Annotated in this window: 22 protein-coding genes; 6 read left to right on the forward strand and 16 right to left on the reverse strand. The window is 39.7% G+C overall.

The window, feature by feature from the left end:
* Window positions 1-3 precede the first annotated feature (3 nt).
* Both QQK05_RS10970 and QQK05_RS10975 read right to left on the reverse strand, forming a co-directional pair.
* A complete protein-coding gene (locus tag QQK05_RS10970) occupies window positions 4-2,217 on the reverse strand; it encodes a dehydrogenase E1 component subunit alpha/beta (RefSeq protein WP_284298495.1) in 2,214 nt (737 codons plus the stop codon).
* A gap of 77 nt (window positions 2,218-2,294) precedes the next feature.
* Window positions 2,295-3,482, reverse strand: coding sequence for an acyl-CoA dehydrogenase (locus QQK05_RS10975; RefSeq protein WP_284298496.1), 1,188 nt, complete (start codon window positions 3,480-3,482; stop codon window positions 2,295-2,297).
* 172 nt (window positions 3,483-3,654) lie between these two features.
* Between QQK05_RS10975 and QQK05_RS10980 the strand changes: the two genes are divergently transcribed.
* Complete coding sequence (locus QQK05_RS10980; RefSeq protein ID WP_284298497.1) at window positions 3,655-4,482, forward strand: LysR family transcriptional regulator; 828 nt, start codon at window positions 3,655-3,657, stop codon at window positions 4,480-4,482.
* Between the two features lie 111 nt (window positions 4,483-4,593).
* A complete protein-coding gene (locus tag QQK05_RS10985; RefSeq protein WP_284298499.1) occupies window positions 4,594-6,018 on the forward strand; it encodes a sugar porter family MFS transporter in 1,425 nt (474 codons plus the stop codon).
* Between the two features lie 41 nt (window positions 6,019-6,059).
* Here the strand turns inward: QQK05_RS10985 and QQK05_RS10990 are convergent, their stop codons facing one another.
* From QQK05_RS10990 to QQK05_RS11000, 3 genes are read right to left on the reverse strand one after another with little or no spacing between them, the layout of a single operon-like run.
* Window positions 6,060-6,815 carry a TIGR04219 family outer membrane beta-barrel protein gene (locus tag QQK05_RS10990; protein WP_284298501.1) on the reverse strand — a complete coding sequence of 252 codons (756 nt, stop codon included), beginning with the start codon at window positions 6,813-6,815 and terminating at the stop codon, window positions 6,060-6,062.
* A 5-nt stretch (window positions 6,816-6,820) separates the two neighbouring features.
* A complete protein-coding gene (locus QQK05_RS10995) occupies window positions 6,821-7,813 on the reverse strand; it encodes a DUF2333 family protein (protein WP_284298503.1) in 993 nt (330 codons plus the stop codon).
* A 9-nt stretch (window positions 7,814-7,822) separates the two neighbouring features.
* Window positions 7,823-8,290 (reverse strand): copper chaperone PCu(A)C, encoded by a 468-nt coding sequence (locus QQK05_RS11000; protein WP_284298505.1) that lies wholly within the window; start codon window positions 8,288-8,290, stop codon window positions 7,823-7,825.
* Between the two features lie 70 nt (window positions 8,291-8,360).
* On the opposite strand from QQK05_RS11000, the gene QQK05_RS11005 reads away from it, so the two are divergent.
* The gene (locus tag QQK05_RS11005) at window positions 8,361-9,101 is read left to right on the forward strand and encodes an enoyl-CoA hydratase (RefSeq protein ID WP_284298507.1); all 741 of its coding nucleotides are present in this window, start codon (window positions 8,361-8,363) and stop codon (window positions 9,099-9,101) included.
* Between the two features lie 64 nt (window positions 9,102-9,165).
* Here the strand turns inward: QQK05_RS11005 and QQK05_RS11010 are convergent, their stop codons facing one another.
* The 7 genes from QQK05_RS11010 to dusA all read right to left on the reverse strand — a co-directional run bounded on the left by QQK05_RS11010 (window position 9,166) and on the right by dusA (window position 13,663).
* On the reverse strand, window positions 9,166-9,516 hold the full coding sequence (locus tag QQK05_RS11010) for a hypothetical protein (RefSeq protein WP_284298509.1): 351 nt from the start codon (window positions 9,514-9,516) through the stop codon (window positions 9,166-9,168).
* A gap of 15 nt (window positions 9,517-9,531) precedes the next feature.
* Window positions 9,532-9,741 carry a PspC domain-containing protein gene (locus QQK05_RS11015; RefSeq protein WP_284298511.1) on the reverse strand — a complete coding sequence of 70 codons (210 nt, stop codon included), beginning with the start codon at window positions 9,739-9,741 and terminating at the stop codon, window positions 9,532-9,534.
* A 135-nt stretch (window positions 9,742-9,876) separates the two neighbouring features.
* The gene (pspA, locus tag QQK05_RS11020) at window positions 9,877-10,533 is read right to left on the reverse strand and encodes a phage shock protein PspA (RefSeq protein WP_322790566.1); all 657 of its coding nucleotides are present in this window, start codon (window positions 10,531-10,533) and stop codon (window positions 9,877-9,879) included.
* A gap of 335 nt (window positions 10,534-10,868) precedes the next feature.
* Complete coding sequence (locus QQK05_RS11025; RefSeq protein WP_284298515.1) at window positions 10,869-11,120, reverse strand: hypothetical protein; 252 nt, start codon at window positions 11,118-11,120, stop codon at window positions 10,869-10,871.
* 288 nt (window positions 11,121-11,408) lie between these two features.
* Window positions 11,409-11,678 (reverse strand): hypothetical protein, encoded by a 270-nt coding sequence (locus tag QQK05_RS11030; RefSeq protein ID WP_284298517.1) that lies wholly within the window; start codon window positions 11,676-11,678, stop codon window positions 11,409-11,411.
* 504 nt (window positions 11,679-12,182) lie between these two features.
* The gene (locus tag QQK05_RS11035) at window positions 12,183-12,452 is read right to left on the reverse strand and encodes a hypothetical protein (protein ID WP_284298519.1); all 270 of its coding nucleotides are present in this window, start codon (window positions 12,450-12,452) and stop codon (window positions 12,183-12,185) included.
* 206 nt (window positions 12,453-12,658) lie between these two features.
* Window positions 12,659-13,663 (reverse strand): tRNA dihydrouridine(20/20a) synthase DusA, encoded by a 1,005-nt coding sequence (gene dusA / locus QQK05_RS11040; RefSeq protein WP_284298521.1) that lies wholly within the window; start codon window positions 13,661-13,663, stop codon window positions 12,659-12,661.
* A 127-nt stretch (window positions 13,664-13,790) separates the two neighbouring features.
* Here dusA and QQK05_RS11045 point away from each other — a divergent pair, with 127 nt between their 5' ends.
* Window positions 13,791-14,951 carry a site-specific integrase gene (locus QQK05_RS11045; RefSeq protein ID WP_274887444.1) on the forward strand — a complete coding sequence of 387 codons (1,161 nt, stop codon included), beginning with the start codon at window positions 13,791-13,793 and terminating at the stop codon, window positions 14,949-14,951.
* Between the two features lie 124 nt (window positions 14,952-15,075).
* Complete coding sequence (locus tag QQK05_RS11050; protein ID WP_274887446.1) at window positions 15,076-15,987, forward strand: Abi family protein; 912 nt, start codon at window positions 15,076-15,078, stop codon at window positions 15,985-15,987.
* On the opposite strand, the gene QQK05_RS11055 is transcribed toward QQK05_RS11050, so the two are convergent.
* Complete coding sequence (locus QQK05_RS11055) at window positions 15,982-16,386, reverse strand: hypothetical protein (RefSeq protein WP_274887447.1); 405 nt, start codon at window positions 16,384-16,386, stop codon at window positions 15,982-15,984. The two genes, QQK05_RS11050 and QQK05_RS11055, sit on opposite strands and share 6 nt — an antisense overlap.
* 360 nt (window positions 16,387-16,746) lie before the next feature.
* On the opposite strand from QQK05_RS11055, the gene QQK05_RS11060 reads away from it, so the two are divergent.
* The gene (locus QQK05_RS11060) at window positions 16,747-18,162 is read left to right on the forward strand and encodes a hypothetical protein (RefSeq protein ID WP_284298526.1); all 1,416 of its coding nucleotides are present in this window, start codon (window positions 16,747-16,749) and stop codon (window positions 18,160-18,162) included.
* A gap of 57 nt (window positions 18,163-18,219) precedes the next feature.
* Here QQK05_RS11060 and QQK05_RS11065 read toward each other — a convergent pair whose 3' ends face one another.
* The 3 genes from QQK05_RS11065 to QQK05_RS11075 all read right to left on the reverse strand — a co-directional run bounded on the left by QQK05_RS11065 (window position 18,220) and on the right by QQK05_RS11075 (window position 23,623).
* The gene (locus tag QQK05_RS11065) at window positions 18,220-18,921 is read right to left on the reverse strand and encodes a hypothetical protein (protein WP_284298528.1); all 702 of its coding nucleotides are present in this window, start codon (window positions 18,919-18,921) and stop codon (window positions 18,220-18,222) included.
* A gap of 540 nt (window positions 18,922-19,461) precedes the next feature.
* Window positions 19,462-20,370 carry a restriction endonuclease gene (locus tag QQK05_RS11070; protein ID WP_238852763.1) on the reverse strand — a complete coding sequence of 303 codons (909 nt, stop codon included), beginning with the start codon at window positions 20,368-20,370 and terminating at the stop codon, window positions 19,462-19,464.
* Window positions 20,371-20,380: 10 nt separating this feature from the next.
* Complete coding sequence (locus QQK05_RS11075) at window positions 20,381-23,623, reverse strand: type I restriction endonuclease subunit R (protein ID WP_284298533.1); 3,243 nt, start codon at window positions 23,621-23,623, stop codon at window positions 20,381-20,383.
* Window positions 23,624-23,630: the final 7 nt, after the last annotated feature.

Here is a 23,630-nt window from a genome sequence, read left to right on the forward strand (position 1 = left end):
GTATTACTGTTGAACAAGTGCAGTAACTTGTTCAACGATTTGCTCCGTGCTTGGTAAAACATGATATGCTGCACCACCTAGAGGGATAAAGCTGTCATGAGCACATAAACGACCAACATTCGACATGTCATAACCTGATTCAGCAATCAACGTAAACAAGGCTTCAGAAATTGATCCCGTTTGACGACATTCATCGACAATGAAAACGTTCTTACATTGCTTAACTTCTTTTAAGATACCTTGCTCATCGAGCGGTGCTAAATAACGCAAATCGATAACACGAGCATTAACTCCTTGCTCTTTCAATATCTTTTGAGCTTGACGCGATAAATAGTAACCATTGCCATAACTTAAAATGCATACATCCTTGCTCTTACCATGCGCTTTAACAGTTAACTGAGAAGATGCATTGGTTTTGATGTTTTGTTTGATAGCATGATAATCAAACGTCCAGAGACCATCATTTTCTTCATGTAAATCCTTTGTCATGTACAAGGCAATAGGCTCCAAAAAGACAACGACACGTTGCTCTTCGTGAGCAAGCCTCACACAATTCCTTAACAGCTCAACCGCATCCTCACCATTGGACGGGCATGCGATGACGACACCTGGAATATCTCGAAATACCGCAAAGGAATTATCATTGTGAAAATGGCCTCCAAAGCCTCGCTGATAAGCGAGACCAGCGACGCGAATCACCATAGGGTTGGTAAACTGACCATTGGAGAAGAATGAAAGTGTTGCTGCTTCACCGCGAATTTGGTCCTCGGCGTTATGTACGTATGCAAGAAACTGAATCTCTGGAATGGGCAACAACCCGTTATGTGCAAGACCTATTGCTCCACCCAATATCGTTTGTTCATCCAGCGGCGTGTTAACTACTCGATTCGAGCCATACAAATCATAGAGCTTGTGCGTCACATTATAGACACCACCTTTTTTACCAATATCCTCACCACACATAACGATAGAAGAATATTGCGCCATCAAATCGATTAGAGTCCAATTAAGGAGCTTGGCAAGGTGCTGTTTCTTCGAAAGATTGTGACGTTCATGGACAAACAACTGGCTACGGATATCTTTGTCCACCGGCTTTGGCATGGTCAACTCACTTTTGGGTGGAATAACGCTCGCCATTACCTCATCGGCATCATTTAGCTTGGGACGTGTTATTGCTGATTCGGCCGTGGTTTCGACTAGTGTTTCAATTTGCTGATATTTATCGACAAGTTGCTGCTTAGTCATCACTCCCGACTCTAGCAACATTCTTGCACTATGGAGTAATGGATCTTGAAATTCTGTTGCTTCAATATCCTCAAGACGACGATAAACAAACTCTGAATCAGAACCCGCATGCCCAAGTAAACGAATCAACTTAACATGCAAAAATACGGGCTTTTGGTGCTCCCTAGCATAATCAACGGCTTCTTTCGTAACTTTATAAGTGTCTAAGAGACTTAACCCATCACAACTAAAGTATTTTAAGCCACAACGATTTTTGTAATTGGCTTCAATCCAACCTCTTGGGGTTGCTGTTGATATACCAATGCCGTTATCTTCACAAATAAATACCAACGGTAGTGGAACCGACTGGAAGGAGATCCAAGCTGCGCTATTTAATGCCCCTTGTGCCGTAGAATGATTTGCTGACGCATCACCAAAATTACACAATACAACGCTAGTTTCTGATAGCTCACCTGCCTGTTCGATACGATTTGCCAAAGGAATACTAAATGCTGTACCGACCGCTTTTGGCAAATGAGACGCTATTGTGCTTGTTTGTGGGGGTATATTGAGTTTTTTACTGCCTAGTACTTTATGTCGACCACCAGAAATTGGATCGTCACTCGACGCCGCAAACGAGAGCAACATATCATAAATAATGTCTACTCCCGCATCTTTGGCGCGCTGAACCATAAAAGCACCGCTTCTATAGTGTAAAAACGCCATATCATCTGGGCGAAAAGCGAGTCCGTAGGCCGCATTAGCCTCATGACCTGCACTGCCTATGGTATAAAAGCTTTGCTTATTTTTTTGCATTACTCGCGAATGCAAATCTAAATGTCGACTGATCAGTTGGCTTTCGAATAAATCTAACACTTGTTCACGACTTAACCCTGACTGTTCTATCGTGGTTGAACTTAATGGTTCAGGGAAGTTTCCCGTTTTAACAAATCGAATAAAATTATCTTTAACCAACTGATTTCTATCTGACATAACAACCCTTTTATGGTGAGAACGATGCTCTTTTTTGTTTTAGTTAAGGTGTAGTATCTAAAATAAACATGAATGAATTAGAAAAAGGCTTGTAACCCTGTTTGTGCACGCCCAAGAATTAACGCATGCACATCATGTGTGCCTTCATACGTGTTAACGGCTTCTAAATTCATTACATGGCGGATCACATGAAACTCGTCACTAATACCATTACCACCATGCATATCTCGAGCTTGGCGGGCAATTTCTAAGGCTTTACCACAAGAATTTCGTTTGATTAGTGAAATAGCTTCAGGCGCCAGCAAACCTTGGTCCAACATTCTGCCAGCTTGAAGGCATGCCATAAGGCCGGTGGTAATTTCAGTTTGCATATCGGCTAATTTCTTTTGCATTAACTGTGTTGCAGCCAAAGGTCGACCAAATTGTTCTCGATCGAGGCTGTATTGGCGTGCAGCATGCCAACAAAATTCAGCAGCACCTAAAGCACCCCAGGCAATCCCGTATCGCGCCTTATTTAAGCAACCAAAAGGACCTGACAAGCCTTTTGCATTCGGCAACATGTTCTCTTCAGGAACAAAGACATTGTCCATGACAATTTCGCCAGTGATCGATGCGCGCAATGAAAACTTGCCATCTATTTTTGGCGCTGACAGCCCTGACATTCCTTTTTCAAGAATAAAGCCACGAATAACATCTTCAACTTTTGCCCAGACGACAAACACATCGGCAATTGGCGAATTAGTAATCCACATTTTGCTACCTGTAAGTGAGTAACCACCATCAACCTCAACGGCACGAGTGCTCATACTTGCAGGATCAGAACCAGAGTTAGGTTCAGTCAAACCGAAACAACCAACCCACTCTCCAGTCGCAAGTTTTGGTAAGTATTTTTGCCTCTGTTCTTCACTACCGTATGCATGTATTGGGTGCATAACAAGTGAAGATTGAACACTCATCGCACTTCGATAACCACTATCAACACGCTCAACTTCTCTGGCAATCAACCCATAGGCGACGTGATTTACATTCGCACAACCGTACTGCTCTGGTAGTGTGGCGCCAAGCAACCCCATCTCCCCCATTTCTTGCATTATTTCAACATCAAAATGCTCTTCTCGATTTGCTTGAAGCACACGAGTCATAAGCTTCTCTTGGCAATAGTCACGCGCACTATCACGAATTATCCGCTCTTCTTCCGTTAATACTTGGTCGAGCAATAGTGGATCTTGCCAATTAAATGCGGGGCGTTTGTTGTTAGCTGACATATCAATACTCATCAAAAGTTAATCTTATTTATTCGATAATAAAGAAAACATAGCTCAAGTGGTAATATATATTTTCTTTATTTGCTATAGTTTTTACCTATATCAAGAAATCTTTTTAAGGTATTGGTTTAATTGAGTAAAAGCTCAAATTAACAAAAGGTTTAATAAAGTTATGGATTTAAAAGCGTTACAATATTTTATCGCAGTATATGAACAAAAAAGTTTAACCAAAGCCGCCAAAACGTGCTTTGTTGCCCAACCTTCAATATCTTCAGCCATCTTGCAATTGGAACAAAGTTTAAATACTACGCTTTTTAGTCGACACCCAAGAGGTGTAATGCCATTAATGAGTGCAAATCAGCTTTACCCATTAGCAAAACAACTGCTCGGGCAAGCAGATGCAGTAAAAAACCTCTTTAGCCAGACTAAGCAACACATTGAATTTAAACTGGGTGTTACGCGAGGGCTTGGCGTTCAGCGGATGAGTGCATTACTTAAAGACTTTACCGCCATCTCTGACGATTTAGCGCTCAGTTTGGTTGCGCCCAACCAAGATTGTAATGCTCGCATAATTACAACCGACGAGCTGTCACCTCAAGAGCAGCATATCAAGTTATGGCAAGAGAGCTATTTACTCGCTTTACCGTACAATCATATATTAGCCTTAAAACCCAGCATACAGATGACTGATTTAGATCAGTTGACCTTTATTTCTAGAGCTCCTTGCGGCGCAGGTGATGCGCTAACACAGCTTTGTATCACCAAACAAATTAACTTAGATATACGAGCAAAAATTAGAACAATAGACTATGCATTAGGCTTGGTGAGCGCAGGCCTTGGCGCTGCCCTGGTACCGGCATACCCAGAAGTATTAGAAAAAAAAGATATCGTTTTCAAACCGATAGAAGGGTTTGACTTCCAGCGTCAAGTTGTCTTTGCATATGATAAGTCCACACCGACACTCAAGCCATTCATTGAGATTGTAAAACGACATCGCTAAGGAAAAGTGTTATTTGTCTTAATCATTGCAAACGTATGTAATGACTAGGCGAATAAATAACCTAGCGTTAAGCTAGAGAAAAATAACAATATAAAAAATTGGGGAAAGTTTTTGACAACACAAACACTTAGCAGCGCTCCTTCGGAGCAAAGTAATACGCTTTTTGTGCTACTTGTCAGCATTATTGCGACAATCGGTGGTTTTCTATTTGGCTTTGATTCCGGTGTTATAAATGGCACCGTCGACGGATTAATCAAAGCATTTAATGCCAGCGATATTGGTACCGGCTTTAACGTTGCAAGTATGTTGCTTGGTTGCGCCTTTGGTGCTTTTTTCGCTGGTCAACTCGCCGACAAATTTGGCCGAAAAAAGATACTCATAATGACGGCTGTACTTTTTATCCTAAGCGCTTGGGGTTCTGGGATTGCAGGGTCTTCAGAGAGTTTTATCTTTTTCCGTATTATTGGTGGTTTGGCTGTAGGCGGAGCATCTGTAATAACACCTGCATACATTAGTGAAATAGCACCAGCGAAATATCGTGGTGCACTGACAACAATTCAACAAATCGCGATTATTGCAGGGTTATTTTCAGCATTTATTTCCAACTACTTTTTAGCAGATTTCGCCGGCAGCTCAACAAGCATCATTTGGTTAGATGCAGAAGCTTGGCGCTGGATGTTTTGGATGGAACTCATTCCTGCAACCTTATTTCTATGTTTACTCTTTTTTATTCCTGAAAGTCCTCGTTTCTTAGTTATAAATCAAAGAGAACAAGACGCTAAGGATGTACTGGCTAAACTCTATGGACAAGCACGTTGTCATGATAAGTTAACTGAAATCAGCTTGTCTCTTGGTCAAGATAGACATCAGCCAAAACTATCTGATGTACTCAATGAAAACGGTCGTATAAAGCCGATTGTATGGGTCGGCATGGGGTTAGCAGCTTTTCAGCAACTGGTAGGAATTAATGTTGTTTTTTATTACGGAGCCGTGCTTTGGCAAGCCGTAGGTTTTTCCGAGTCAGACGCACTACTTATTAATATTATTAGCGGCGGTGTCAGCATTCTTGCTTGCCTAATTACCGTTTATTTCATCGACAAAATTGGTCGAAAGCCCTTTTTACTCATAGGATCTATTGGTATGTCAATTACCTTAGCACTCCTCGTTATCGTTTTTGCCAATTCATCGCTCGACGCGCAAGGTAATTTAGATATCGGTGAAAATGGTGCGTTGGCACTAGTGAGTGCAAACGCTTATGTATTTTTCTTTAATATGTCATGGGGACCCGTCATGTGGGTCATGTTAGGGGAGATGTTTCCTAATCAAATTCGAGGCTCAGCATTAGCGATAAGTGGCCTTGTGCAATGGTTCACCAATTTCATTATCTCAATGAGCTTCCCATTATTACTGACCGGGTTGGGACTTGCATTTGCTTACAGTATTTATACATTTTTTGCGTTCATCTCAATATTCTTTGTTTATTACTTCGTAAAAGAAACAAAAGGCAAAGAGTTAGAACAAATGACCGAGCAATAAAAAAGGCGCTTTAAGCGCCTTTTTTATTGCTAACGTGATAGTTAAAAATGAATTTCTGCACCGGCAAAAACACCTTTAAAATCGACATCTGCGTACACATCATCGACGTCTTCAATATCTAGAACAACCTGTCTGTAACCAACGAAGATACTCATATCAACGGCTAAATTATCAATTAACTCGTATGCCACACCAACTTGCGCATCATAAAAAGAATGATCATCAAAGGCTAAAAGGTTTGCTTCACCAAATAAACTTAAACCTGTGAAAGGTAAGCCTATTTCTGCTGCACCGTACAACATCGGCACAATACCTGAAAAGTCTTCATCAGCTGTAAGTGTTACGACATCAACCGTGCCTTCAACACCTGCAAAGCCGTCAACATCACGACCTGTTAAGCCTAAGTCTAAGCTCACTAGTCCATTATCGAGTATTTCGTAATAGAAAGTATAATCAACATAGCTCAGATCAAGTGTACCCTCGACAGACGAACCAGCAGGGAAAGTTTCCCCTTGAAAGGTAAAGTCTTCGGCCAAAACAGTTTGCCCCTGCGTATCAAGATCTGATACAGCAACTTTAACATTAGGTATCAAAGGTACAGGGTGCTCAAATGCGATGTAATAACTGTTCTTTTTATCATCTTCTAAATTGAAATCGACCAAATTGTCTTTTTCACCGAAAACGCCTGATGCTTCTTGGTCCCATACAGAACCACCAATATAAATACCTAAAAAATCAGCATGAGCACTAGCTGACAACATTGCAGCACAACTGGCTGCTAGGAGTGCTTTTTTCATGTTTACTACCCTTGACTAAGTAAAGTGTTAAGATCAATCAGCGCTGCATTGGCGCGTGATATATAATTTGCCATGACTAATGAATGGTTTGCTAACATACCAAAACCATCACCATTTAATATCATTGGACTCCATACTGACTGCTGGCTAGCTTCAAGTTCGCGAATAATTTGTTGTACGCTCACTTTTGCATTTTTTTTCTCTAACACGTCATTAAAGTCAATCTCTATCGCTTTCAAGAAGTGCAATAACGCCCAGCTTGCACCGCGAGCCTCATAAAATACATCATCTATCTTCCACCAACTGGTTTTAACTTGCATTGATGGCGCGCCATAAGTTGACTGTTGCGCAACACTATCACCAGCAAGGTCAATATTCAATTGGTCTCTACCAACACTTGCACTCAATCGTTGTGAATAACTACCAAGGCGCTTTTCAACTTCTTTTAGCCAGTCGCGAAGATTATCAGCGCGGGCATAAAATTGCGCACCTTGCGTTTGCGTATCTGTAAGTGCTGTACGATACAAATATAACTCTTCAATAGCTTTGCTATATTCTCCCTCTGCACTCGGAATAGCCCAACTTCTATGGTCAATATTAAAACGTGGCTGAGCTTTTTGTAGATAAGGGTTTTCGGTCGACTGTGACTGAGAGCGGCTAAACTCTTGACGCATAACTAGTGACATATCTCGTACCATTTCCAACGCGCCAAATTCCCACGCTGGAATATTGTCTAAAAAGACAGAAGGCGGCATAGCATCATTGGCTAAATAACCACCTGGTTTATCAAGCAATGTTTCTGCAACGCGAATTAATGCAGTTGTTGTTGTGTAGCCAACCACAGGTTTAACTTTTTCTTTTTGCGCATCAGCAATAACTTCTTGCTGAATATCGATCGAAGAAGGCTCAAAGCTCCAGTAAACGCCAACAAAATAATTAATTAAAAAGATTCCACCCACTATCGAGGCGATCATTTTAGGGGTAAGTTTATCTGTCATAACTTGTCCTTAGTGGTGGTGATGGTGAGAGCTTGCCTGCTTAATGCTGGCAACCGGCAGTGCGATTTCAATCGGTGGATGTTCGTCAAATAACAAAGTCAACGTTTCTTGCTGACCATGTTTTAGCGGCTTATTCACATCGAAAGCCATAATATGAAGCCCCGCAGGCTCAAGGGTAACAGTACCGTGGGCAGGAATAACAATTTTTTCTACTTGTCCCATTCGCATCATACCATTGACCATCGTATGCTCATGTAATTCTATATTAGGGCTAAAGCTCCCTTTAGCACCAACAAGGATAATCTCAACATTATGATGATTTGTGATTTTCATATAGCTCGACGTTACCGTCGTTCCGGGAATTAACTCGCGCATATATTGATGAGAGACCTCTACTTCGCCAGCATGAGCAAACGTTGAAGAGAACAGTGCGCAAAAAACTGTAAATTGACATAAAAAAGTCAGTAATTTGTTCATTTTTATCCTATACATCCCTTTGTAAAACAACTAAGTTACTTTCATCTATTGTATATAAGCTTTTAATAAAATGAATGATTTAATTCTAAGTAATATAAATAATCATGTGCTAACCATCACCATTAACCGTTTTGACAAGCAAAATGCACTGTTAAACGAGATGTACTTGTCGCTTGTTGACTTGTTTGATCAAGCTGAACGAGACGAAAACATTCGTGTTGTCGTGATTCAAGGTAACGATTCTTGCTTTAGTGCAGGCAACGACCTTAATGACTTTCTAAAAAGTACCGATTCTCTTGCAGCGCGTGGTGGTTATCAATTCATCCAAAAGCTTGGGCAATTTAATAAGCCATTGATCGCTGCTGTAGCAGGCAATGCCGTTGGCATTGGAACCACGTTGTTGCTGCATTGCGATATGGCGATTGCCGCAACCAATGCCAAGTTCATGTTACCTTTTGCTCAGCTTGGACTATGCCCAGAAGCCGCTTCAAGTTACCTACTGCCTAAACTTGTTGGCCGGATAAAAGCCTTTGAACTTTTAGTGCTAGGAGACAAATTTGATGCAACTACTGCTGAAAGTCTTGGGTTAATCAACCGAGTAGTACCACCAGAAGAGCTCATCGAAGCAGCTCAATTACTCGCTCAACGATTAGTCCAAATTCCACCAAAAGCTTTGCAGATGTCCAGAGAACTTATAGCAAATGGATGTCAGCAAGCGGTGAGCGATATTATGTATGAAGAAATTATCGAATTTGAAAAACTTCTTGATACACCTGAAAGTAAGGCTATCTTGCAGCACTTAGCAAAATAACAAAGCCTATCAGAAACGCCGGGTCACTCCTTAACTCGACGTCTGATAAGCTCGATTACCATGATTATTGATAATAGCCCTGCGTTTCTGGTTTCTTCTCTCTTGCGATAAAGTAGATCGCCAAGGCAACTAATAGTACTGGCCAAAACACACCGATTACCGCCATTGCAATGCTGCCGATAACCATCACAGCAATAAAAATAAAACCACCAAATACACTTAGAACAATTGCCAACGCAACTAACATCAATACAAGTACCACTATCGCCGATACACTAATCGCTTTTAGTGGTGCTAAATGTTCATCGTTAATCATCACATCTAAATCAAAGAATTCCAAAAAGCTCATACCAAGTGCGTAGGTCAAAAATATCGTGGCTAAAATAGCTAATAAGAATGATTTAAAAAAAGACATTTTTGACTCCTACTATTATCGATTTGGAATTAAGACGGTTGCGCCGATATAGGCGATACAGGTTGCAACTGGAAACATAAAAAACACACACACTGTCGCAACTCTTACTAACCATCTAGGCACCCGGTAATGTTTCGCAACACCACCACATACACCTGAAATTTTCTTATTGACTAAATCTTTTGTTAATACTTTTTTGATTCGATATGATTTTCGATATTCCATGATCATCTCCTTAAAGGCTGTTGCAGTGTTTTTCATATCCTTGAATAGCCACTGCAACAAATAAATACATTACTAATGGTGAACCACATACAATTGACAGTGTCATTAAATATTCCGGCACCATAATGCGCTCCTTTACCCGTTAGCAACTTTCGCTTTTAATTCTTCAAGCTCGTTGTCGATCTGTTCCTGATTTTCTAGGGCTTGAATCTGACTTGCCAAATCGTTTGATTTTGTTAAGTCATAAGCCTCGACTTGTGCTTCAATGTCATCAATCTTCTGCTGGTAGCGGTCAAACTTCTGTAACGCTTCATCAATGTTATGGACTGTTGCTTTCTCACGTGCTTTCAATCGGACCTGAGCAGACTGTTGGCGCACCAAGAAGCTTTCTTGCTTACGTTTAGCTTCATTAAGCTTCTCTTGTAAACGTGCAGCATCTGACTGAATGTCCACTAACACTTCATCAACTACCTGCATTTGATTTTCTAGCGTTTCCAGTGTTTGACTAACCTTTTGCTTTTCAACAAGTGCCTGCTTGGCTAGGTCATCACGCTCTTTCTCTACCGCCAATTGCGCTTTTTGCTGCCAGTTTTCTACTTGACGCTTTGCATGGGCTAACTCGCGAGCTAATGACTTTTTCTCTGCGATGTTTTTAGCTGCACTTGCTCGTACATCAACTAACGTTTCTTCCATCTCTTGAATAATTAGTTTCAACATCTTTTCTGGATTTTCAGCTTTATCCAATAAGCTATTGATGTTGGCATTAATAATATCTGCAAATCGTGTAAACATTCCCATGTTCCTATCCTCTTTGTTGTTTAATCTAATATGATCAAGCACGTTATTTTTGTGCTTGTTAATATATACAATTCAATCGTTGTGCCAACTCGCAAATCAAACATAAGTAGTTGATTTTAATAACAATATCAACAAACCCCTGCTCCCAACCAAACCAAAGACATAATATGTCAAACCAATTTAACACGAAAAAAACTAAATTATGGTTAAATTAACCACCCCTTAAATTTTGATAACAATAAACAAGTGACCGTCGATCAAAAAAGGGTTAACACAATGTGTTAACCCCTGATTGCGAGCATTTAGATTTCCAAAATCAATGATGAGTACTATTGAGTACCTTTTGATTCACGAGGACCAACCATTTTTTTTTGAGAGTACTTTTTTGCTTTTTGCTGCTCGACGGCTTTAACCGCTTCAAGAATACTGTTTTCGAGTTGTTCAGCGACATCAGATTTAACATCCTCTGCGCTACGGTGAACATAGTTGGCAGTAGTTTCTTTTGGAGTCGCATAAGAAACCAATGCGAAACTTGGTAAGCTCAAACAGGCTGTCATCATAAAAAATACAATACGCGTCATGTTGTTTCTCCTAATTTAGATGCGTTTAGTTACGTAAGAAGAACAACTACGGATGTTTGAATAATGAGATTTAGGGTATAGAAGTTAAAAGAGATTAGTATAAAGATTAACGAAGTGTAATATAAACAAAAAAGCCTGAAAGTTATTAACTTGTCAGGCTTCATCGAGGTGTTGGTAAGGGTACATCATCATCCTCATACCAACTAATAATAAATGAAATTGCAATCGTTGTGATGGCAGGCACTAGTGTAATTAAAAATATACTTAAGACACTAATCATAATACCACCTACTCGATATCAGTTTGCTCTGATAATACTTCAACGTTCTGGTTAGTTTTCGCCAACATATCAACTGAAGAAGTTAACAGTGGAACTCTGAAGCGACTAACAGCGTTTAAAATATCTTGGTTTACTTGAGCTTTCATTTTTGATTGAACGTTAATATTGTGTTGCTGTACGTATGCATCAGTTACCTCTTTTACACTTTCAGTTTCAGTTGTTGCAAAAGCTGGTAAAGTCATCATCGTAGTAAATATTAAAGTTGTTAAAGTTTTCATTATTCTCTCCAATTGAGTATTTATAAGTTAAGACGCTATAGGTATTACAAAGGTTGTGCCAACTTATAAATATTTTATAAGCCCATGTTTTTAAAGAGTTTATTAAAAATTAGAACATAAACCCTCAAATCACGACATAATATGTCACGCTATTATTTAATCAAAAATGTAAAAAAGTGGTTAATTTAACAAAACAAAAAAAATCAAAAAATAGTTAAATCCATTGAATCTATTAGAAGGCAAATTTAGCCTCGTAAAACAGCGTTATCATTTATTAGTAACAATCTATTGAAGCGATTAGGCAAAGTGCGATTTGGAAGGGAAAAGAATTAAGGGAATGCTAAAAAAAAGCCTGATAGTTAGATATCTATCAGGCTTTAAGGGTTTGTTGGTAAAGGTACAACATTATCCTCATACCAACTGATTAACATTGAACTGACCAGTAAGATAACTGCTGGTAGTAGTGTGATGAAAAATATACTAATTATACTAATCATAACGGACCTACTCGATATCAGCCTGCTCGGTAACTTCTTCGACTTTAAGACGATTTTGAGCAACCAATGTTTGTAACTGCTCTTGCTTCGGTATCGTAAAATTACGAATTGCTAATAGGATATCTTTCTTAACTTTCGTTTGCATAGATTGTTGAACATCATGGTTGTGTTGCGTGATATATGCGTCTGTTACATCCTTCACATTATCAGTTTCAGTGTTAGCAAATGCTGGTAATGCGATCATGCTTGTTAAAGCTAAAGTAATTAATGTTTTCATTGCGACTCTCCATATAGGTTCTTTAATTAAGACGCAATAGGTATTACAAAGGTTGTGCCAGCTGTACAAAAAACAAACAAACCATTGTTTATTAAGGACAAATAACTTAATGGTTGTTTTTTGTTCGATATGAAAGAGTTTAAAAGGCAAAAAAATAGTGGTTAAAAAAACCACTATTTAGTAAAAATATTGATGCTTTCTTGGTTTTATTTCTGTAATTGAACAACTTTATCGAAAGCTTTTTTGAGCAAATCACCATTTGCTTCTGGTTGAGAAGCATTTTCACTTAGATATCGTCTAAATTGCTTTGCCCCTGCAAGTCCATTACAAAGCCCTAACATATGCCTCGCTACGTGCCAGGGTTTACCACCTTGAGCAACATGTTTATCAATATATCGCGCCATTTCTGAAATAATTTGCTCGCGCGACTTAATCACAGCATCCTCATCTCCATAAATTTGCTGATCCGCTTGAGCTAACATATAAGGGTTTTGATAAACTTCCCTACCAATCATTACACCGTCAAGGTGCTTGAGATGCTCATGTGTTTGTTCAAACGTTGTAATTCCACCATTAATTGATATCTCCAGATCATTAAAATCTTTTTTGATTTGATACACTCTCTCATAATCTAATGGAGGAATTTCTCGGTTTTGTTTCGGGCTTAAACCAGACAACCAGGCTTTTCGAGCATGCACAATAAAGTGCTCGCAACCAGCATCCTTCACCGTATCAATAAACCGATGAAGAAACTCATAACTGTCCTGGTCATCGATACCAATGCGAGATTTCACGGTAACAGGAATATCAACTTTTGCCTTCATCGATTCAACACACTGAGAAACCAATTCAGGCTCAGCCATTAAACAAGCGCCAAATTTACCATTTTGTACTCGATCAGATGGGCAACCTACATTGATATTAATTTCATCATAGCCTCTATCTTGAGCGATTTTTGCACATTTAGCCATAGCCTCGGGATCACTACCCCCTAGCTGCAACACAACAGGGTGCTCCTCTTCGTTGTAGCTTAAGTAATCTCCTTTACCAAAAATGATTGCCCCGGTAGTAACCATTTCTGTATATAGGACGGTCTGCTTGCTCATCAAACGATAAAAATAACGGCAATGGCGATCTGTCCAATCGAGCATCGGGGCAACGGAAAAACGGTTATTTTTAAAATTATTTATTTTATCTTTCAAAATCAACATCTTAAATATGTAAATTTGAGATTCATTAACATCTCAAATTGTAAAATATGGGCTATTTTGGTACATTTTGACCACTTGGTGATCCCACAAGTGATCCCACAACAGCATTCGATACACAGGATTATACATGGCATCAGTGATTATTGAAAAACGAGCAAATAAATCAGGCACGGTTTCATATCGAGCCAGAGTCCAACAAATCCATCAAAAGAAGGTTGTTGACCGTATTTCAAAGACTTTCAAGACAAAGACCCTTGCAAAAAATTGGGCTGTCAAAATCCAAAAGGAGATGGAAGAGAAATACGAAAGAGTTAGGGCTGGTGTTTATCGACCTGAAAATGAACTGATCGAAGCTACAGTTGGTGATCTCATTCGAATGTACTTGGAGCATCCTAGGCTATCAAAGGACATTGGCAGAACTAAATATTACGTTCTCAATTCACTACTTAATTACGAAATCTCAACTATTCTCGCTAGTAACTTGAGATACAGTGATTTAGTCAAACATTGCGAAGAACGCTACAACGAACCTACCACTCCATCACCACAAACCATATACCACGATGTTACTTACTTGAAATCAGTAATGGATACCGCCAAAGGGGTTTTCAAAGTCAATGCTGATACTTCATATCACGATGAGGCAATTCCTGTTCTTATCAATCAGAAGTTAATCGGTAGATCGAAAGTCAGAGATCGTAGACCGACTCGTGAAGAGTTAAAGCTAATGGAAGAACGTTTAATCAAACGCTCTCAGCACCGTGCGGCAAAGATTCCTTTTGGTGATATTCTTCAAATTTCACTACTCACAGCAATGCGAGTTTCTGAAATAACTAATCTAAAATGGACTGACTTAGACCATCAAAACAAAACCATCGTCATTCGTAACAGGAAAGATCCTCGTCAAAAGCAAGGTAACGATTCTGAAATACCATTGCTTGGTGGAGCTTATGAGATCATCGCTCGACAACCTAAAGACCCTGAAAATCCAAAATTGATTTTTCCGTACAATTCGAGATCGATAACGGCTGGTTGGCAACGTGTACGTAAAGAATTAGGTATTGAAAATTTACGTTATCACGATCTTAGACGTGAAGCGGCATCAAGGCTCGCAGAAATGGGACTACCAATTAACATCGTAGCTCGTATTACTGGACATAAGAACATCAACATCTTGCACAACATCTACGCCAAGATTGATATTAAAGAGTTCGGTAGAGAAGGATACGCTAAGTACCTGAAAGAAGATAATATACAACAGCCAGAAAGTGAAAAGCCCCAATCATAAGATTGAGGCTTCTCTCCGTAGAACGGTTGCTAATGTAGTGGCTTGAATCAGTGGTCATCTACAAGCTGATATGAATATACTAAGCAACAGCCCAAAGACTGTCAACTAAAACCAGAAGAATCAAATGCCAAATACTATCACCTACACCGCCCTAACTAATGTCCTGCCTCATCAACGGCTCTCTATGTACGAGAAGGTGTTTAAAACAACTACTCCAGTAGAGCTACACGGTGCGTATATTTGGTCGGTAAAAGTTGCAGCCAGTATACATCCTCTGCTTAGTGCTCTGGAAGTAGCACTTCGCAACTCTATCCACATCAGCGCAACGAACGCAATTAGCCCTGACTGGTACGATAAAATCAACACAAAAACCAGAAAGAGCTGGAAGGTCGGCAAGCGTGATCAGGGAAACATTAATTGGCACAAGTCTCAAATAGCAGATGTAAAAAAGAAGCTTGCCCGTAAAACACAAACTCCACCCAAAGGGCTAACTATGCACGATTTACTTGTAGCAAAGATGGACTTTGGTTTTTGGGATAATCTACTAAGAGAATGTTTTTCTATTAACGGGGATAAAAAGGCATTGTGGCCCCAGTGTATACCAATGGTCTTTCCACATTTGCCAAAAGGACAAACCAACGCCACTATCCAAGTTGAAATTTCGGCTTTGCGTGAATTAAGAAATGATATCGCTCATAACTCACCGATATGGAAGCATAAAACCGTCACAGATACACAATCAGCGATTGCTCATATCAATCAACAAATAGACAAAATCCTTGAAATCATTAACTGGCTATCTTCAGAAAAAGTCGATTGGCTTGAAGTTCATATGCTTCAATCAGAGGCAAAGCGGATCGCATCAGAGGAATACTTATTATTATGTCAGCGCAAAGATATGACTAACCTTACGACTCCATACAGCCGCTACAAAAGAGGCTTCCGTAGCCACCTAAAGCAACTTAAAAAAGATGAGTTTGATGTTGTAGATACGATTAATGGTGAACTGTATATGCTAACAAAAGTGACATCATAGACGTTGCTTCTTGATAGTTGTTGAACCACTTTGCTGAATCTTTAGAACCAGTGCGCCTTCAAATTTATCCGCTTTTTCGGGGGCGTACTTTCTTAGCTCACTAATCAGAGCTTTTAAAATGTCGTAAGTGCCTAGCAGCTCTGTTTGAGTAGTCGAAGTCTCAGCGACTAACTCATCCAACGCTTCCTGTCTTCCCTCTATTCGGCTGATCAGCTTTTCAGACGGTGCAGAACCGCTTTTGATTAAATCATCACGCAGAACTATGTCTTTGCGTAGCTTGTTGCTCATAAGCTCTTTAAGCTGACCTTTGATGAAGTCAGAGTTCGCCAACTCTTGTGTTTTTTTCAGCTCATTTTTTGCTGCGGATTCCAATCGGCTTTCTTGTTTCTTTCCACTCATAATTTCTCCTATCCATACTTATTGAACTACCACAAAAACAAGCAATGACAATAGGTTAGTAGTAAAAAGATCATCAGTACCCTAATACTAATAACAAAAGTGGTAGACAATTTTATGGCTAAAAGATGAACCCGTTTCAACCATAAAATCGCCATAACTAAAGATAAAAACCGCAATCTATTCAGCACCTTAACCGCTTAAAATTTGCAAATCTTAATATCTGTGGACTACTAAAAGTAAGCATTCATACAACCAGCTTGTATCTATACCCACTTTCTCTGCTCTACGTTTGAGTAAAGTTTGTATAGATGCTGGTCAACTTTTGAAAAGTTGAGTAAATAAAAAGGAGAAAAAACAGCAGTGAAGCAGATAAGATTATTATGCCGTACCGCACATACATACGGCTTCCACAAGAACAAAACAGGATTTGATAAGCATAACTTTAGATTGGATGAATTAGCGCCAGAAGAGCGTAATTACAGCCTAGAACTAAGCCATAACAATGTGATATATCGACAAGGTGAGCCTGTCGAACCTTCACAATTGACCGACCTATTAGCAGAGATCGAAGCCGACCAACAGAACAAACTCAAGCAGGTCAAAGGCGGAATGTCTGACAAATATGTTGGAGAGCTAAACCTTGCTCGTTCTAAGAGCAAGTCCAAACTAAAAAAGTGGGTGGAGAATGCCTCAAATCCGCTAGAAAGGGACTTTTTCAATGAGCTACTGGCAAAGGTGGGAATTGATAAAATTCACGCTAAGACAGAGCTTAAAAGGCTGTCTAGCTTTGGCAAGATCAAACGCTACAACAACAAGAAAAAAACCATTCACAAGTTAGAAGAGTGCAATAAACTCCTAACAGTCAACGACAATGGCTCTATGTCATTGAAAGTCATATCTTCAGAAAAAATTTTTAAAATTCCTGATAAGCACGGTGTTAGCATCTCCGCTGAAGATTGGAACAAGTTAATCGAGCTATTCCACAACAAATTTTACAGTGACTATGATGCTTATTACACCGCCGTCCATCTAGACGAAAAAGCAGAAAATCCACACGCTCACCATCGTTTGAGTGGTTATAACAACACAACTAGACAGTTTGACTTACCTGATCACGAGTTAAACTTAGTACGTAAGCTGTATAACAAGCCTGATCTCTTTAGTGGTAAAAAGTGGAGTAAGTTAAGCCCTGACGAAGTAGAGCAGTTCGGCCAACTTTATCAAAACATTATGTTTAAATACTGTAATACCCAATTACAAAAACTGGGCTACAACATCAATGCAGTGAAACGCACACCGCAAGAAGTAAAACAAGACGCACACGAATATTCAAACCTCAAGATTAGGCATCGAGTTCATAACGGAGTCAATCAACTCAATGACGATAAAACCGAGCTAATAGAAGCGGTAAGCGACCTTAAACATCAAGAGCAACGCTGGAAAGATAAAGCCATTCAGGAGCGAAAAACGGCTATCAACTGGAACAAAAAAGCCAAGCAGCAAAAGGCACTATTACAACGTACTAAAGCGAACCTGACTCAGTGGTTTGAAGAAAAATTTGAGCAATGGTTTAACGGCTTATTGACGTTCAAAAAATCCAACCTTAACCGAGATCTGATCCAACCTGTCGAGCTTCATCTGTCCCTTACTCAAGAACGTGAAGACGCTGGAAAACTCTTAATGGATGAGGTTGAACTAGCTCTACAACAAGATCAGCTTAGACGTTATAAAAAGGAGTTTGATAGACAAGAGGCAAAGAACCGATATAAAAATTAATCTGTCACTTGGACGAAAAATCACAGCAAAGCCACAAGACCAAACACGCTAAACTATCTATGTCCTCTTACCCGGTTTTCTCTTATTCATTTTCTCGCTTTGAAATTGACCGTCTTTCAGGCGATAGATGGAAAAATCGTAATCCCCTTCTCTACGAGGCGCAGAAATTTGAGGTGGATGCTGATAATCAAAATCTTTAACGATACCGACTGTACGGATTTTGTTCTTGATAGAACGGATCTGCTCTTTTCGAGCTTGATTAGTAGACACGCCCAGAAAATCGACTAAGAAGTAAAAATTAGCTCTATATGGGTAATACGCCAACGTTTGAATATGCAGTTTGATAGATGAGACTTGCTTGTATGACATAAGCGCACTTAACCCCACATTTACCGCTTTTGGATCTAGCAGTTCTTTTGCTTGGAGGTTTAGGAACTGGCGACTAAAAGTGACGTTGATACGATCATCATCACAGGAAATTTTGGCAATAAAGGGATGCTGAATATTTATAACAGCTTGCTCGATTTTACTCTTTGAAAGCTTCACCCAACCAAATAGAGACTCTTCTGATTTAAAATCTTTAAGGAAGATTTCAACGTGATTAACGATATCGTCTTTCATTCCAGCTTGAGCAAGAAAGGACAACACCAATTTCATTTGAAATGGGGTTAAATTTTCTGGGTAAAGTGCGGATTGAGCGTCAGAGTTGTTGACCACACAATCACGAGGTAATCTTAAAAAAAGGTTGTTTGATAGCATATTTTTTCTCCTTGGTTGATTATGCTATCTCGTGAGAAAAAATATAATTTATGGTTAAGCTATTGATAAAAAGTAAAAATATGCTAACAATGATTATATCTCGCTGCATCGAGATTTTCCGAAACTAAAGAACTTTTGCCGAGTTCTTTTTTTTCGTTCTTCAATCAGTAAACCTCAAAAAAAACAAATTGCAAGAGCAAAAACCTTATTGTACACACCTTCCTAGTTGTACACACCAAAGATTATTACACACACCAATACGCTCTATTGCTCCCCCCTAATTGTTCACCCCCTTACATCTGGGGTAATTCAATAATGGAATGATAATAAAATCTTTCTTTAATATAACAAAAGTGCATAGAAAGGTGTTTTAAGCTAACTTTTAGGATTAGCCCATCCATTAGCTACAACAATGCTAAATCAGGCTAAAAACGCCATTTAAAGAGCTACTATCGCTATATGAGCATAAGGCTGATGAATCAGAGATTCACAGAAATGAAAAATCAGAGATTTTTCTGCCTCTGAGTGAAAATTATTGAGTTATGCGTCTTGCATCAAGTCCCAAAACTCACTGTCTAACTTTTTAATTTCAATGACCTTTTCAACTTGCATTCCCAAGTTAAAATCATAAATGTATTGAGCGAGTTGCTGACCATCGATCAAAACCAGTGCGGTAGTGCCATTCAAGTTATTAGCGTATTCTTGAGCACCTTTCGTATAAGATGAAGTGGTAATGAAAATCCCTTTGTTCGATTGTGCGACAGCTAACGCACCAACAAACTTCTGAATCTCGTCTCGACCAACCGTATTACCAATATCATAACGTTTTGCTTGGATGTGGATTCGCCCTAACCCCAACAAATCTTCTTTGATAATCCCGTCAATTCCACCATCGTTAGAGGCTTGAGTCACTTCACCAGCGTTTTTAACTTGTCCACCATAACCCATTCGTTCAAGCAGAGACACGACAAGATGTTCAAACTCTCGTGGTGATTTTCTCAGAACCGTCTCTAAAATCTCATCGTAGATGGATTTTTTAATTTCATCGAATGATTCAGAAAAGAGCTGAAGTGGCGTTTTATCTTCCGCTTCAATATCAGCCGATTCATCTACCGCCAAAGGCTTTGATTTTCTCTTTGTATGTGCTTTATAGAGGTATATTTGAGCGTCTTCTCGTTGCAATACCAATCGACCAGCATCATTGATTTGATACATACCACGCTTAGGCTTATCGATATACCCTGCTAAATTTAAAAAGCTCATTGCCCACGAGATCCGATCTAAAAAAACGGGACCATTACCAGAATCATACATTTGCTCAATCTCTTCATCAGAGAGTTGGAAATGTTGCGCCAACGGTTTAACCAGCTCTTTGAGTTTCTTTACTTCACCATCAAGTAAGTGAGTTAAAACTACAAATCGAATCTCATTGTGCTTGGGGATTGTCATAATTCTTTACCTATGCCGCATTGCGCTTAAAGTTCTCAGCCTGCTCAAAAATCTCTTTATATACTTCATCACGATCAATCGGTGGGTAGCCCCACTCATCGAGCAAAATGATCAGGTCAAAGTGCAACTCAGCTTTGATATCGTCTCGCTTGTTCCAATCGGTGTATTTCGCTTTATCATCAATGACCTTCTTCACCTCTTTAGATAGGTCAAGCAGCTTCTCTTCGGGATAGGTAAAGTCATACTTGTGAGCCAGTGAAATGAGAATGTCGTAAAAGGCTTTTTCTTCAAAATCTATCCCCATTTCACCAAACGAGGCCATTTCAGCACGTAGTTCATTGTAAAGGTTGATAATTTCATCAGAAAAATCATTAATGACTTCCGAACGAAGTACATCCTTTTCATCACGCTCATTGTACTTTTCAACCAACATATTCATTTTCTTAGTGAAATCGACACCTTTCACTTTATTGGTCTTTTTAAACTCACCAATCGCTTTTGCAAGCATTTGCTGAAGCAGTTGAAGTTTGGTGTTTGGCTGTTTCACCATCTCCAACTTAGCAAGATAATCATCATCAAAAATATCAATCTCGCCACCGTCTTTCTCGCCCAGTTTAAAGATCTCTTCAACACCATCACTCATTAGTGCGTCTTTGACCAAATCACGCACCTTGCGGTTCATTTGGTCAACATCTGGCGCACCACCCGTAGTGATCTTAAATACGATGGTTCGAACCGCTAGATAATAGTGAATCTTGTCCTTATGCTCTTTGGTCAGCTCACTACTACCCACACAAATGTCATAGGCTGATTTAAGGCGTTTGGTCAGATCCATAAACGTCTTTTCAAACTTCTTGGTTCTAAGTGCAAAATCAGCCGAGGCATTCAAGCAATGTAACTGCTCTAATGGCGTACCACTGAAGTAAGGCTTAGAGTCGAACTTATGGAACAGCCCATCCAACAGGCTCAGGTGATCCTTAACGATAATGACCGACTGTTTAATGTCTTCTAAGTTCTGATCTTGCCCTGCTGTGTATTGGGAAAGTGCAAGGTTCATCTGTTTTTTTATGCCGATGTAATCGACTACCAAACCATTCTCTTTACCTTCAAATTTACGGTTTACTCTCGAAATAGTTTGGATCAGATTATGTTTTTGCAAAGGCTTATCAATGTAGATGGTATCGAGGAACGGCACATCAAAGCCTGTTAGCCACATATCTACCACAATAGCGATTTTGAAGTTCGATTTACCATTTTTAAACTGACGATCCAGCTCTTTACGGTACTCTTTATTGCCGAGTTTGTTCCAGAGAGCTTTATCATCGTCTTTGTTACGAGTCATAATCATCTTGACTCGTTCCATCGGCTTCACTTTCTTCTTATCACTTTCTGATAGAGTTGCACCGTCTTCACAGACTTTTACTTCATCCCACTCAGGGCGAAGCTCAAGCAGTTCTTTATAGAACTGATAAGCGATTTCACGACTACTACAAACGAACATTGCTTTGCCTTTTTGAGTCGTGCCTTCTTCAATACGATTCTCATAATGCTCAACAAAGTCTCTCGCTATGGCTTTGATACGATCTGGGTCGCCTAGTATGGTAGACATACTCGCCATAGCCGTTTTGCTTTTATCTATTTGATATTCGTTTGTTCCAGCGTCTTCACACTCTTTATAGTATTTTTCGACTTCATCAAGCTGGCGACCATCAAGTAACACTTTTGCAGCTCGACCTTCATACACAATACGAACAGTAATTTCATCGTAAACCGATTCTGTCATTGTGTAGCTATCGACAACCGCACCAAATACATCCAGCGTTGCGTCAATCGGTGTGCCAGTAAAGCCGACATAAGTAGCGTGTGGTAAAGAGTCGTGAAGATACTTGGCAAAGCCGTAAGTCTTTTTCACTCCGTCTTCAGTAACGGTAATTTTCTGTTCTAAATTGGTTTGGCTGCGGTGCGCTTCATCCGAAATACAAATGACGTTGGTTCGCTCCGTCAGCAGCTCTAAATCTTCAGTAAATTTATGGATGGTAGTCAGGAATACACCGCCACTTTTACGCCCTTTCAGGTGTTCACGAAGTTCAGCACGGCTCTCAACGCTAATGATGTTTTGATCGCCCACGTAACCTTTTGCATTAGTAAATTGACCTGAAAGCTGATCATCCAGATCGGTACGATCAGTGATGAGAATAAGAGTTGGGCTGCCCAACTCGACATCTTTCATCAGTAGTCGAGATAAGAACAACATTGTGTAGCTCTTACCACAACCAGTCGCACCGAAATACGTACCACCCTTACCATCACCGCTCATCAACTTTCCGTGCTCATCAAAGCACTTCATATGCTGTTTGATATTGGCAAAAAGCTTTGTTGCTGCGTAATACTGAGGATAACGACAAACAATCTTCTCTTGTTTGCTCGAAGTATCAGGTAGGTAGATAAAGTGACGAATCACATCAGTAAGTCGTTTCTTATTGAACAAGCCACTGATCATCGTAAACAGTGAATCAATACCATCTTTGTCTAGCTTTTCTTCACCCGTAATTTTACGCCAAGAGTAAAAGAACTCGTATGGGGCAAAGTACGACCCCATTTTGCTGTTCACACCATCACTGATCACGCATAGAGCGTTGTATTTGAATAGCTCAGGGATATCTCGATCATAACGAGTGGTTAGCTGTTTATACGCATCATAGATAGTTGCTTCTTCACGAATGGCACTCTTAAATTCAAACACCACAAGAGGTAAGCCATTGATGTAAAGAATCCCATCAGGGATACGCAGCTCATAGCCTTGTATTTCCATTTGGTTAACAATGCGATAGATATTACCGTCTTGCTTTGGTAAGTAACTCAAACTCGATTCTGCTACTTTTTGCTGGTCACTAGCCTCTGATTCAAGAGCAGCAACAACACTCTCAAAGTTAATAAGCTGAATGTATAAATCTTTCTGGCTTGCATCTTCACGCTTGAGGAGAAAACCATCAGAGACAAACTTCATTATGGCTTTGTTGGTATCGTAGAGATCAGAAGCTGGAAGATACTCAAGCTTATGGATAATTTGCTCTATCTCATAGGCTGTAATACCTTCCGCTTGATAACGTTTAGCTAGAAATTCACGAAGATCGGACTTAATCAGCACATCTTCAGGTGCTCGCTCAATCGCCTCACCACGAGTATGTGGATAGCCTTCTTTCCCTAGCATTTCAATAATGGCTTGTTCTAGCCGTTCTTCTGTGAATTTCATTGGTTTT

The sequence above is a fragment of the Thalassotalea loyana genome, from assembly GCF_030161435.1.
GTDB classification, from domain to species: domain Bacteria; phylum Pseudomonadota; class Gammaproteobacteria; order Enterobacterales; family Alteromonadaceae; genus Thalassotalea_G; species Thalassotalea_G loyana.